Source organism: Aeromonas sp. QDB62 (assembly GCF_027705695.1).
GTDB classification, from domain to species: Bacteria; Pseudomonadota; Gammaproteobacteria; order Enterobacterales; family Aeromonadaceae; genus Aeromonas; species Aeromonas allosaccharophila.
Genome location: NZ_JAPDCD010000035.1, coordinates 41,534 through 53,728 on the forward strand (window position 1 = coordinate 41,534; position 12,195 = coordinate 53,728).

General features: G+C 60.8%; 11 protein-coding genes. 5 read left to right on the plus strand and 6 right to left on the minus strand.

All coding sequences use genetic code 11. The features are described 5' to 3' along the window. Positions 1-165: 165 nt before the first annotated feature. The 3 genes from ansB to OKC27_RS16700 all read right to left on the minus strand — a co-directional run bounded on the left by ansB (position 166) and on the right by OKC27_RS16700 (position 2,738). Positions 166-1,224, minus strand: coding sequence for an L-asparaginase 2 (ansB, locus tag OKC27_RS16690; RefSeq protein WP_058053364.1), 1,059 nt, complete (start codon positions 1,222-1,224; stop codon positions 166-168). A gap of 130 nt (positions 1,225-1,354) precedes the next feature. Then, positions 1,355-1,549 (minus strand): heavy-metal-associated domain-containing protein, encoded by a 195-nt coding sequence (locus OKC27_RS16695; RefSeq protein ID WP_111809430.1) that lies wholly within the window; start codon positions 1,547-1,549, stop codon positions 1,355-1,357. A gap of 238 nt (positions 1,550-1,787) precedes the next feature. After that, a complete protein-coding gene (locus tag OKC27_RS16700; RefSeq protein ID WP_270806508.1) occupies positions 1,788-2,738 on the minus strand; it encodes an AEC family transporter in 951 nt (316 codons plus the stop codon). Between the two features lie 137 nt (positions 2,739-2,875). Between OKC27_RS16700 and treR the strand changes: the two genes are divergently transcribed. From treR to OKC27_RS16725, 5 genes are all read left to right on the plus strand, one after another. Further along, on the plus strand, positions 2,876-3,823 hold the full coding sequence (gene treR / locus OKC27_RS16705) for a trehalose operon repressor TreR (protein ID WP_270806509.1): 948 nt from the start codon (positions 2,876-2,878) through the stop codon (positions 3,821-3,823). A 192-nt stretch (positions 3,824-4,015) separates the two neighbouring features. Further along, positions 4,016-5,446: a PTS trehalose transporter subunit IIBC gene (gene treB, locus OKC27_RS16710; protein WP_270806510.1), complete on the plus strand. Its 1,431-nt coding sequence runs from the start codon at positions 4,016-4,018 to the stop codon at positions 5,444-5,446. A 66-nt stretch (positions 5,447-5,512) separates the two neighbouring features. Continuing rightward, the gene (gene treC, locus OKC27_RS16715) at positions 5,513-7,174 is read left to right on the plus strand and encodes an alpha,alpha-phosphotrehalase (protein ID WP_270806511.1); all 1,662 of its coding nucleotides are present in this window, start codon (positions 5,513-5,515) and stop codon (positions 7,172-7,174) included. Positions 7,175-7,177: 3 nt separating this feature from the next. Next, on the plus strand, positions 7,178-7,771 hold the full coding sequence (locus OKC27_RS16720) for a sugar O-acetyltransferase (protein WP_270806512.1): 594 nt from the start codon (positions 7,178-7,180) through the stop codon (positions 7,769-7,771). Between the two features lie 126 nt (positions 7,772-7,897). Then, positions 7,898-8,086: a hypothetical protein gene (locus OKC27_RS16725; RefSeq protein WP_005336040.1), complete on the plus strand. Its 189-nt coding sequence runs from the start codon at positions 7,898-7,900 to the stop codon at positions 8,084-8,086. Between the two features lie 72 nt (positions 8,087-8,158). On the opposite strand, the gene rluA is transcribed toward OKC27_RS16725, so the two are convergent. The 3 genes from rluA to OKC27_RS16740 form a co-directional block, all read right to left on the minus strand. Then, positions 8,159-8,815, minus strand: a complete 657-nt coding sequence (gene rluA, locus OKC27_RS16730; RefSeq protein WP_270806513.1) for a bifunctional tRNA pseudouridine(32) synthase/23S rRNA pseudouridine(746) synthase RluA — start codon at positions 8,813-8,815, stop codon at positions 8,159-8,161. Positions 8,816-8,930: 115 nt separating this feature from the next. Further along, a complete protein-coding gene (gene rapA, locus OKC27_RS16735; RefSeq protein ID WP_270806514.1) occupies positions 8,931-11,798 on the minus strand; it encodes an RNA polymerase-associated protein RapA in 2,868 nt (955 codons plus the stop codon). Between the two features lie 48 nt (positions 11,799-11,846). Further along, the coding region (locus OKC27_RS16740) for a hypothetical protein (protein WP_270693880.1) at positions 11,847-12,195 on the minus strand (349 nt) is incomplete at its 5' end.

Consider the following 12,195-nt stretch of genomic DNA (forward strand, 5'->3'; position numbering starts at 1 on the left):
TGAAAGCGGGTGATCCGGTTCGCTAATTTGCTGACGAGAGTCCGCGATGGCGAGAAAAGGGGCAAGGATGGAACCAGCGAGACAGAGCGCGCGGCGAGGTGGCGCCACGGGATGGAAAAGGGCGGGAAGTCCCGCCCTTGCTTATCACTTGTCAGACAACCTTTATCAGAACTGCTGGAACCAGCGCTGGATCTGGGCCGGATCCTTGCTCTGGGTCAGGGAGAGCATCAGCAGGATGCGGGATTTTTGCGGGTTGAGGGTGCCGGAGGCCACGAAGCCGTATTTGGCATCATCGATCTCGGCATCCAGGGTGGTGGCGCCGGTCGGCACGCGGGCGGAACGCACCACGCGGATACCATCCTTGCTCGCCTGAGCCAGGGTATCGAACAGGGTATGGTAGAGGTTGCCGTTACCCACACCGGCACTGACGATACCGTCGAACTTGGCGTTCACCATCGCCTTGGCCGGCAGATCGGTGGCGTTGGCATAGTTGTAGACGATGCCCACTTGCGGCAGCTTGTCGAGCTTGCTCACGTCAAACGGCGTCTTGCTGGTGTGCAGACGGGCCGGGGTGCGCTGATAGTCGATCTTGCCGTTGTGGATGTAACCCAGCGGGCCGAAGTTGGGGGAGGCGAAGGTCTGCACCCCGGTGGTGTTGGTCTTGGTGACGTCACGGGCATCCAGCACTGTGTCGTTCATCGCTACCATGACGCCACGGCCCTTGGAGCTCGGGTCGGAGGCAGTCACTACTGCGTTGTAGAGGTTGAGCGGGCCATCGGCACTCATGGCGGTGGAGGGGCGCATGGCGCCAACCAGTACTACCGGCTTGTCGCTCTTGACGGTCAGGTTGAGGAAGTAGGCGGTCTCTTCCATGGTGTCGGTGCCGTGGGTGATGACGATGCCGTCCACGTCATCCTTGGCCAGCAGCTCGTTGACCCGCTTGGCCAGTTTGAGCCACACCTCGTCGTTCATGTCCTGGGAGCCGATCTTGACTACCTGCTCACCCTGCACGTCAGCGACGTTCTTCATCTCGGGAACGGCAGCAATCAGGGTCTCGATGGCTACCTTGCCTGCCTCGTAGTTGGACTGGGTGGCCGACTGGCCTGCCCCGGCGATGGTACCGCCGGTCGCCAGAATATGGACGCTGGGCAGGGCCATCGCCATGGGGGAGAGGGTCAGGCCAACGACGGCGGCGAGCAGGGTCTTGCGGATCGGTAGGGTCATGCTGCAAATCCTTATGGTTGGAATAATCGCAGCAAGTTTGCCCATTTAAACAGCAATATCTGTGATAAAACTCACCAAAAGACAGGTGGGTACAGATTTTTAACCTGTTTAATACCTCTATAGAGATAAATTAACCTACCTGAAAGCCCTGGGCTTCGATCAGGGCGATCAGCTCGGCTTTGCTCAGCCCGCTTTCGATGACGGCCTTGCTACTGGCGAAATCGACGGTTGCGGTTGTGACGGCAGGCTGGGCCAGCAACGCTTTTTGCAGACTGGCGGCGCAGCCACCACAGGACATGCCGGACACGGTGAGTTCGATGGTCATGGGATATCTCCTCTGTTGATGTGCGCCAGCCTAAAGCTGCCGCCTCCGGCAAGGTCAAGCAGTCAGTACATCAGGCCCAGATAGTTCATCAGGGTCGTTCCCAGCCGGTGTGCGGGTGAGGTCAGTACATCAGGCCCAGATAGTTCATCAGGGTTGCTCCCGGCCGGAGTGCGGGTGAGGTCAGCACATCAAACCGAGGTAATTCATCAGGGTTGCTCCCGCCGGTGTGCGGGTGAGGTCAGTACATCAAACCGAGGTAATTCATCAGGGTGGCCCCCAGGCTGGTAGTGACCAGCGATCCGAGGGTCGTGGTGGCGATAATGTTCGCAGCCAGCACGCTGTCGCCCCCCATTGCGCGGGTCATCACGTAGCTGGCCGCGGCGGTCGGGGTGGCGCTGATGAGAAATAGAATGCCCAGCTCCAGATGGCTGAAACCGAGCAGGGCCGCCCCCAGGGTGAAGGCTGCCGGAATGAGGCAGAGCCGCATGATGCTGGCCCAACCTGCCAACGCCGCGCCACCGCGCAGGGCGTCGAGACTGAGAGAAGCGCCGGTGCAGAGCAGCGCCAGCGGCAACGTCATATTGGCGAAGTAGCTGCCGGTGGTGAGCAGCAGTTGCGGCATCTTGATGCCGAGCAGGGTAAACGGCAGCGCCGCCACAATGGCGATGATCAGCGGATTCTTGATGATGCCGAGCAGAATGGGGCGAATGCCGGTGGCGCCGCCCAGACTGCGGGTGAGGGTGATCACCGCGAGAATGTTGTAGAGCACGGTCACCGCACCGACATAGAAGGCCGCTGCCCCCAACCCTTCGTGGCCGTAGGCGTTTTGCACATAGGCGAGCCCGATGATGGCGCTGTTGCCGCGAAAGCTCCCCTGCACGAAGATGCCGCGCAGCCGTTGCTCGCCGATAAAACGCCCGGCCAGCAATTCCAGCACCAGATAGCTGATAACGGTGGCCAGCAGGCCATAGCCGATAAACCAGAGGCTCGGCATTGTGGCGAAGTTGGTGCCCAGAATGCTGAGAAAGAGCAGGGAGGGCAGTGTGACCTGAAACACCAGTCGCGAGGCGGATTCGGTAAAGGGATCCGGCAGCAGTCCCAGCCGCTTGAGCAAGATGCCGAGCAGCAGCACCACGCAGATGGGGCCGGTGATGGAGAGGGAGAAGAGCAGACTGGCCAGCAGATCCATGATGAGCATCCTGTGCTGTGCCCACATACCCTGACGGCGGGGCAAAAAGGGCATTCTAACGCCATGGACTTGTATTCACAGGGGTTAATCACAACAATGTGGGCAATTCCACCGCCTAGCCTCCTGTGAGCCAATTCATGGACAAGAAACTGACCATCCTCGATATCGCCCGACTGAGCGGCGTCGGCAAGTCGACCGTCTCCCGGGTGCTCAATCAGGATCCCAAGGTGAAGCAGGAGACCCGCGAGCGGGTGGAGCAGATCATCGCCGAGCATGGCTTCGTGCCGAGCAAGTCGGCGCGGGCCATGCGCAGCCAGAGTCAGCAGGTGGTGGGGATCATCGTCTCGCGGCTCGACTCCAGTTCGGAGAATCAGGCGGTGCGCGGCATGCTGGAGACCCTCTACCAGCGTGGCTACGACGCCGTGCTGATGGAGAGCAAGTTTTCCCCCGCCAAGGTGCAGGAGCATCTGGCGGTGCTGGAGCGGCGCGGGGTGGATGGCATTATCCTGTTCGCCTTCAATGACTTGGACTATGCCGCCATGGCGCCGCTGAAAGAGAAGCTGGTGCTGGTCGCCCGCGAATACCCCGGTTTTTCTTCGGTCTGCTTCGACGATGCCGGAGCGGTGCGCACCATGCTGGCGCAGCTGGCAAGCCGTGGCGCCAGCGACATCGCCTATCTGGGGGTGGATACCGCCGACCTCACCACCGGCCAGCGCCGCCTCGATGCCTATCTCGCTTACTGCGCAGAGCAGGGGTTGCGCCCGCGCAGCGCCCTCGGCGATCTCAGCCTGCAGAGCGGCTACCGGCTGGCTGCCGAGCTGCTTACTCCCACCACCCAGGCGCTGGTCTGCGCCAGCGACACCCTCGCCATCGGAGCGGCAAAATACCTGCAAGAACAAGGACGTAGCGAGGTGTTGGTGACCGGCCTTGGCAACAACCCCATGCTCAGCTTCCTCTTCCCCAACGCCCTCAGTCTCGATCTCGGTTACAAGGGGGCGGGCGAGCAGGCGGCGCGTCAGCTGCTCGGCCAGATCGAGCAGGAACAACCACCGCTGGTGACTATCGCCCCCTGCCGAACCCTGTGAGCCCCATCACTTTCGACTGAACAAAAAACGCGCTTTTTGTGACGCTGGCCACGAATTGGGAACGTTCCCATTTTGATCTTGCGAAATTGTCGGCATGCTAAATGGGAACGATACCAAAAACGCTCCGGCCGACAGACTGGCTCATAAGGGCGATGCAGACCACTATTCAATGGCGTCACAGAGGGAAGACCCATGTCCAAGATCAACGCACAGCAGCTTGCCACCCTGATCGACAAGATCGGCGGCAAGGAGAACATCGCCACCGTCAGCCACTGCCTGACCCGGTTGCGCTTCGTCCTGAACGATCCGGCCAAGGCCGACAGCAAAGCCATCGAAACCATCCCGGCGGTGAAGGGAAGCTTCACCCAGGGCGGTCAGTTTCAGGTGGTGATCGGCAACGAGGTGGAGCAGTGGTACAAGGCGCTGACCGAAGAGATCGGCGTCAGCGGTGGCAGCAAGGATGCCGCCAAGCAGGCAGCCCGCCAGAACATGAACCCGCTGGAGCGGGGCATCTCCCATCTGGCGGAGATCTTCGTGCCGCTGTTGCCCGCCATCATCACCGGCGGTCTGATCCTGGGCTTTCGCAACGTCATCGGCGACATCAAGATGTTTGACGATGGCACTCACACCCTCACCGAGATCAGCCAGTTCTGGGCTCAGGTACACGCCTTCCTCTGGCTGCTGGGCGAGGCGATCTTCCACTTCCTGCCGGTGGGCGTCTGCTGGTCTGCGGTCAAGAAGATGGGCGGCTCCGAGATCCTGGGTATCGTGCTCGGCATCACGCTGGTGTCGCCGCAGCTGATGAACGCCTACGGCATCGGCCAGCAAACTCCCGAGGTGTGGGACTTCGGCCTGTTCGTGATCCAGAAGGTGGGTTATCAGGCCCAGGTCATTCCGGCCCTGCTGGCGGGTGTCTTCCTCGCCTGGGTGGAGACCAACCTCAAGCGGATCATTCCGGCCTATCTCTATCTGGTGATTGTGCCGTTCGTGTCTCTGCTGCTGGCGGTGATCGTGGCCCACGCCTTTATCGGCCCGTTCGGTCGCTGGATTGGTGAGGGCGTCGGTTTCGCTGCCAAGGCCGCCATGACCGGCTCCTTCGCCCCTATCGGTGCCGCGCTGTTCGGTTTCCTCTACGCACCGCTGGTCATCACCGGTATCCACCACACCACCAACGCAGTGGATCTGCAACTGATGCAGAGCATGGGCGGCACGCCGATCTGGCCGATCATTGCGCTCTCTAATATCGCTCAGGCGTCTGCCGTGGTGGGCATCATTCTGATCAGCCGTAAGGAGAACGAGCGGGAGATCTCGGTGCCTGCCGCCATCTCCGCCTACCTGGGGGTGACCGAACCGGCCATGTACGGTATCAACCTCAAGTACAAGTTCCCCATGCTGTGCGCCATGGTGGGATCGAGCCTTGCTGCCCTCATCTGCGGTTTCGCCGGGGTGATGGCCAACGGCATCGGGGTAGGGGGCCTGCCGGGCATCCTCTCCATCCAGCCGCAATATTGGGCCGTTTACTCCATTGCCATGCTGGTCGCCATCGTGGTGCCGGTGGTGCTGACCCTGCTGGTCTACAAGCGCCAGCAAGCTGCTGGCAAGTTGGCCCAAGCCAGCGCCTGACACTGATTATCAGGGCGACCCGCGGGTCGCCCTCTCCATTTTCTATTCGAGACAAGAGAAAGACCCATGAGCCAAACACCCTGGTGGCAGAGTGCCGTGATTTACCAGATTTACCCCAAGAGCTTTCAGGATTCCGCTGCGCGTGGCACCGGCGACCTCAAGGGGATCATGGCCCGCCTCGACTATCTCAAAACCCTGGGTGTCGATGCCCTCTGGCTGACCCCGGTCTACGTCTCCCCGCAGGTGGACAACGGCTACGACATCGCCGACTACCTTGCCATCGACCCCGCCTACGGCACCATGGCCGATTTCGAGGCGCTGCTGGCCGCCGCCCATGAGCGCGACATCCGCATCGTGATGGATATCGTGGTGAACCACACCTCCACCGAGCACGCCTGGTTCAAGTCGGCGCTGGGGGATAAAAACAGTCCCTACCGCGACTACTACATCTGGCGCGATCCGGTGGATGGCGGCGTGCCCAACAACTGGCAATCCAAATTTGGCGGCAGCGCCTGGGAGCTGGATGAGCTCACCGGTCAGTACTATCTGCACCTGTTCGCCCGCGAGCAGGCGGATCTCAACTGGGAAAATCCGGCGGTGCGCGCCGAGGTCAAAAAGATCATCCACTTCTGGGCCAAGAAGGGGGTTGATGGCTTCCGCCTCGATGTCATCAACCTCATCTCCAAGGATCAGGCGTTTCCGAACGACGAGATCGGCGATGGCCGCCGCTTCTACACCGACGGGCCGCGTATCCACGAATTTTTGCAGGATGTGAGCCGTGACGTCTTTGCCCCGGTCGGCGCCATGACGGTGGGGGAGATGTCCTCCACCTCGCTGGAGCACTGCCAGCGCTATGGAGCACTGGACGGCTCCGAGCTCTCCATGGTGTTCAACTTCCACCACCTGAAGGTGGATTACCCCAACGGCGACAAGTGGACCAAGGCGCCGTTCGATTTCCTCGAACTCAAGCGTATCTTCAACCACTGGCAGAGCGGCATGCACGGCAAGGGGTGGTCGGCGCTGTTCTGGTGCAACCACGATCAGCCGCGCATCGTCTCCCGTTTCGGCGATGAGGGCGAGCATCGGGTGGTCGCCGCCAAGATGCTGGCCAGCACCTTGCACGGCCTGCAGGGTACCCCCTACATCTATCAGGGGGAGGAGATCGGCATGACCAACCCCGGCTATCAGCGCATTGATGACTATCAGGATGTGGAGAGCCGCAACATCTTCGCCATCAAGCAGGCCGAAGGGATGAGCGAGGCCGAGATCCTCGCCATTCTCGGCGCCAAGTCCCGCGACAACTCGCGTACCCCGATGCAGTGGAGCGCCGCCCCCAACGCCGGTTTTACCAGCGGGACGCCCTGGCTCAAGCCAGCCACCAACTACCCGGAGATCAACGCCGAGGCGGCGCTGGCCGACCAGAACTCGGTGTTCTGGCACTATCGGGATCTCATCGCCCTTCGCAAGGCGCACCCCATCTTCACTCAGGGGGATTATCAGGAGCTGCTGACCGGGCACCCGCAGATCTGGGCCTATGCCCGCCGCGCCAACGGTCAGACCCTGCTGGTAGTGAGCAACTTCTACGGTGAGCCGGTGGAGTTTGCCTTGCCTGCCGAGCTGCAAAGCGGGGAGGGTCACCTGCTGCTGGGCAACTACCCAGATAGCCCAGCCCGACCGCAATCGGGTATGCTGCGCCCTTATGAATCCCTGATCTGGCTGATGGAGTAGGCGATGACGAACGCGGTGCGCGGTGCCGAGTGGCAGAAGATGGTGGCGGGGGCGCCTTATGATGCTGGTGACCCTGAGCTGAAAGCGGCGCGCGAGCGCTGCCGCAAGCTCTATCACACCTTCAATACCAGCTGGCAGGAGAAACCGGCGCGGGATGCCCTGCTCCATGAACTGCTGGGCGGGCGTGGCCAAGCGTGCGCCATCAACCCGCCGTTCTTTTGCGACTATGGTGCCAACATCTTCGTGGGGGAGAATTTCTACGCCAACGTCAATTGCACCATCCTCGACGTCTGCGAGGTGCACATCGGCGACAACGTGCTGCTGGCGCCCGGGGTGCAGATCTACACCGCTGCTCATCCGGTGGCGGTGGCGCCGCGCATCAAGGGGGTGGAGTTCGGCAAGCCTGTTCGTATAGGCCACAACGTCTGGATTGGCGGGAGCGTCGTCATCTGCCCCGGCGTCACCATAGGGGACAATAGCGTCATTGGCGCGGGTTCGGTGGTGACCAAGGATGTGCCGGCGGGCGTGGTGGCGGCTGGCAACCCTTGCAAGGTGCTTCGGCCGATGACGGTACAGGAGCTTGAAGGCGTCATCTAGCGGTGAACAGGGGCCATGAATGTTCGCGCTATCTGATTGATAGAAAAGCGACTTTCAGATTGTTTTGTATTCAGTGCTTATGTTCCGGGCCGCTTGGCCGATACTGTTGAGTGCAGGAGGAACCCTATGGATATATCAAGTTCTGCAAATGCGTCGTTTGGTTCTGCTCTGATGACGGCCAGTCTGGCCAAGAAACAGCAGACCCAAGAGGGCGAAGCTGCGCTGAAGCTGCTGCAAAACGCAGCGCAATCAGCGCCGGTTGCACCGACATCGGCCAGCGCTTCTTTGGGAAGCAAGATCGATATTCGCGTCTGACCCTAATGAAAAAGCCCCCATCTCGCGATGGGGGCTTTGTTATCTCTGCGATTTGGCGCGAGCCTCTTCCGCTCAGAGCGGGAAGGGCGCTGGCGCCTCGAAGCTCATCCGCTCGCCGCTGCGGGGGTGGCTGATGGTCAGGCTGGCCGCATGCAGGTAGAGATGGGGCGCTGCCGCCAGTGCATCCGGATGGGCGTAGAGGTTGTCACCCAGGATCGGGTGCCCCAGCTCCAGCATATGAACGCGCAGCTGGTGCGAGCGACCGGTGATGGGGGTCAGCTTGATCAGGCTGTTGCCGTTCTCCACCTTCAATTTTTCCCACAGGGTCAGGGCGTGGCGGCCCTCTTCGTGGTCAACCTTCTGTTTCGGGCGGTTGGGCCAGTCGACGCAGAGCGGCAGGTCAACCTGACCCGACTCGGCCTCCGGCTCGCCCCACACCCAGGCGAGGTAGTGCTTCTCGGTCTCCCGCTCGCGAAATTGCCGACTCAGCTCCCGATGTGAATTGGGGTTGAGGGGAATGACAATGACGCCCGTGGTGGACATGTCGAGGCGATGAGCCGCCGCCGCCTTGGGGTGCTGCTGCTTCACCCGATGCAGGACGCTGTCTTCATTCTCGGGGCCGCGCCCGGGGACGCTCAGCAGGCCAGTGGGCTTGTTGACCACCATGATGTCCTTGTCCTTGAACAGGATATCGAGCCAGGGTTCCAGAGGCGGTGAGTATTCAAACATAAATGTCTCGCATCAGAAGGTGGGGGCAAGCCCCCATCAGTTATGGGTAACCACGATAAAGCGGCATTGAGTATCCAGTTTGAGCTGGGTCTGGCCGCTGTCGGTCGGTACCTTGTCAGTTATGGGTGACCACGATAAAGCGGATTGCATCCAGCTTGAGTTGGGTCTGATCGATCAGGTGGTGCAATTCTGCCTGCAGATTGCGCAGATAATCCAGTTCGCTGTCGCGCACGTTCGGGTTGACCGCCTTGAGCGCTTCCAGACGATCCAGATCCTGCTGCAGGGTCTGCGCCATCTGGGCACGGGCCTTGTCGACAATCCCGGCTTTCAGCTCTTCGGCAATCGGTTGAGCCTTGCCAATCAGACCGTGGATCACCGGTTGGGACGCGGTGACCAGCTTGCTGCCGAGGTGGCGGTTGACCGGAGTCAGCTGGCGGTTGAAGGCATCGAACGCCACCTTCTCGCCCAGATTCTGGCCGTTCTTGTCCATCAGCAGACGGATTGGCGTCGGTGGCATGAAACGGTAGAGCTGGGGATGGGCCGCAGACTCGGCAACGAAGATCAGCTCAAGCAGGATGGAGCCGATGGGCAGCGCCTTGTTCTTGAGCAATGCGACCGAGGTAGCACCGATCTCGGAGCCGAGGATCAGGTCGATGCCGCCGCGCATCATGGGGTGATCCCAGGAGAGCAGCGCCATGTCATCCCGCGACAGGGCGGTGTTGCGATCGAAGGTGATGGTCATGCCGTCTTGCGGCAGGCCCGGGAAGCTGGAGACCAGCATGTGATCCCCGGGAGTCAGCACCAGCGCGTTCTCGCCACGGTCATCCTGATTGACGCCGATCTCGTCAAACATCTTGAGGGCGAAGGAGATCATGCCGGTGTCGTCATCTTCGGCGGCCAGCTTGTCGACCAGCTGCTGGGCGGCGGCACCACCGCTGGAGTGGATCTCCAGCAGGCGATCGCGACCCTGTTCCAGCCGGGCCTTGAGCGGTTCGTGCAGTTCGCGGGTCTTGATCAGCAGGGCGTCGAGGGTCGCCTGATCGCCGGTGTTGGCGGCCAGCAGCTCGAACAGCTCGTCACGCACCGCTTCGAATACCGGGCGAGCGGTCGGGCAGGTCTGCTCGAACGCGTCCAGACCATCGTGATACCAGAGCTGCAGGGCGCGCTGGGAGGTGCCCTCCAGATAGGGAACGTGGATCTCGACGGTATTCTGCTGACCGATACGATCCAGTCGACCGATGCGCTGTTCCAGCAGATCCGGATTGAGCGGCAGATCGAACAGCACCAGATGACTGGCAAACTGGAAGTTGCGACCTTCTGAGCCGATCTCGGAGCAGAGCAGCACCTGGGCGCCACCATCTTCTTGCGCAAAATAGGCAGAGGCCTTGTCCCGCTCGAGGATCGACATCCCTTCATGGAATACGGTGCCGCGGATCCCTTCACGGGTGCGCAGCGCCTCTTCCAGTGCGAGAGCGGTGGCCGCTTCGGAGCAGATCACCAGCACCTTCTGTTGGCGGGCAGAGAGCAGCAGCCCCAGCAACCACTCGACGCGCGGGTCGAACTGGGTCCAGGTGGCGTTGTCGCCTTCGAACTGCTGGAAGATCTTCTCGGGGTAGAGGTAGCGCAGGGCGCGGGTCTGCAGATCGCCGCCGTTGCCACCCATCATGCCCATCACCTTGATGGCGGTCTTGTACTGATCCGGCAGCGGCATGGGGTAGACATTGAGATGACGCTCGGGGAAGCCCTGAATATTGGCGCGGCTGTTGCGGAACAGCACCCGGCCGGTGCCGTGCTGATCCAGCAGCTTGGCGACCGCTTGCTGACGGGCGGTTGCATCGCTTAAGTCCAGCCCTTCCAGCTGGCTGGCGAGGATCTGTCTGGCTGCATCACTCAGGGTCTCGCCTTCCAGCAGCTCTTGCGCGGCGCTGGCGACCTGGCCATAAGCCTGCTCCTCGGCGAGGAAAGCCTCGTAGTCGTAGAAACGCTCGGGATCGAGCAGGCGCAGACGGGCAAAGTGGCTCTGGTGGCCCAGCTGATCCGGGGTAGCGGTCAGCAGCAGTACGCCCGGCACCTGTTCGGCCAGCGCTTCCACCATTTCGTAGGCGCGGCTGGGGGCCTCTTCACTCCACTCCAGATGGTGTGCTTCGTCGACAACCAGCAGATCCCACTCGGCTTCCAGCACCTGCTCGAAGCGACGACGCTTCTTGCGCAGGAAGTCGAGGCTGCAGATCACCAGCTGTTCGGTCTCGAAGGGGTTCTCTGCATCGGCGAATGCCTCGATGCAGCGCTCCTCGTCAAACAGGGAGAAGTGCAGGTTGAAGCGGCGCAGCATCTCGACCAGCCACTGGTGCTGCAAAGTCTCGGGCAGCAGGATCAGCACGCGATGGGCGCGGCCGGAGAGCAACTGCTGATGAATGATCATGCCCGCTTCGATGGTCTTGCCCAGACCCACCTCATCGGCCAGCAGTACGCGCGGGGCGTAGCGGTGACCCACTTCGTGGGCGATATAGAGCTGGTGCGGGATCAGGCTGACCCGGCCACCGGCCAGACCGCGAGTCGGATTGCGACGACGCTGGTGCTGGTTGATCAATGCCTCGTAACGCAGGGTAAAGCGGGACATCCGGTCAATCTGACCGGCGAACAGGCGATCCTGCGGCTTGTTGAACTTGATAAAGTTGTTGAGAAACACTTCCTTGAGGGCAACGGGCTCATCATTGTCGGTGCGCACACCTACATATATAAGCAGGCCGTTTTTCTCCTGCACTTCTTCGACCGTCATGGTCCAGTCTTCGTGACTGGTGATCTGATCGCCCACATTGAAGCTGACCCGGGTCACCGGCGCCTCTTCTTTGGCATACATGCGGTTTTCACCGGTAGCCGGAAACAACAGGGTAACCATGCGTCCTTCAACAGCAACGACAGTCCCCAACCCCAGATCCGTCTCTGTATCACTAATCCAACGCTGGCCAAGTGCAAAAGGCATTAAACTCTCCAAAGCCCAAGAGTGTGTGAATCGCAAAGGGGCGCTATGTTACCCGAAGGCGTGACCTCGATCACCATGCATATAGATGTAGAGAGACCAAATCGCCACAACCTTGATCTGCACCCTCCGCCACGCCACATAAAGGTAGCGATATCGCCAAATGGGTGTGTTATTGCAGGATAAATGCGCTTTTTGGGTGATTAGTGAACGGTTGAACCAAAAATGCGAATTTAATTCGAAAACACCCTTGCAAGCGTGATCCAGATCCCTATAATGCGCCACATCGACAGAGCAAGCGGCAACGCAGAAAGCCAAGTCGGTAACCTCGAAAAGCCTTTGAAAATAAGGCTTGACTCGAGAAGGCGGTTGAGTAGAATTCCACTCCCGCAGCAACGAA

Coding starts and splice junctions, on each gene's coding strand:
- ansB (WP_058053364.1), bottom strand. CDS start 1,224: ATGACCCTACCGATCCGCAAGACCCTGCTCGCCGCCGTCGTTGGCCTG.
- OKC27_RS16695 (WP_111809430.1), bottom strand. CDS start 1,549: ATGACCATCGAACTCACCGTGTCCGGCATGTCCTGTGGTGGCTGCGCC.
- OKC27_RS16700 (WP_270806508.1), bottom strand. CDS start 2,738: ATGGATCTGCTGGCCAGTCTGCTCTTCTCCCTCTCCATCACCGGCCCC.
- treR (WP_270806509.1), top strand. CDS start 2,876: ATGGACAAGAAACTGACCATCCTCGATATCGCCCGACTGAGCGGCGTC.
- treB (WP_270806510.1), top strand. CDS start 4,016: ATGTCCAAGATCAACGCACAGCAGCTTGCCACCCTGATCGACAAGATC.
- treC (WP_270806511.1), top strand. CDS start 5,513: ATGAGCCAAACACCCTGGTGGCAGAGTGCCGTGATTTACCAGATTTAC.
- OKC27_RS16720 (WP_270806512.1), top strand. CDS start 7,178: ATGACGAACGCGGTGCGCGGTGCCGAGTGGCAGAAGATGGTGGCGGGG.
- OKC27_RS16725 (WP_005336040.1), top strand. CDS start 7,898: ATGGATATATCAAGTTCTGCAAATGCGTCGTTTGGTTCTGCTCTGATG.
- rluA (WP_270806513.1), bottom strand. CDS start 8,815: ATGTTTGAATACTCACCGCCTCTGGAACCCTGGCTCGATATCCTGTTC.
- rapA (WP_270806514.1), bottom strand. CDS start 11,798: ATGCCTTTTGCACTTGGCCAGCGTTGGATTAGTGATACAGAGACGGAT.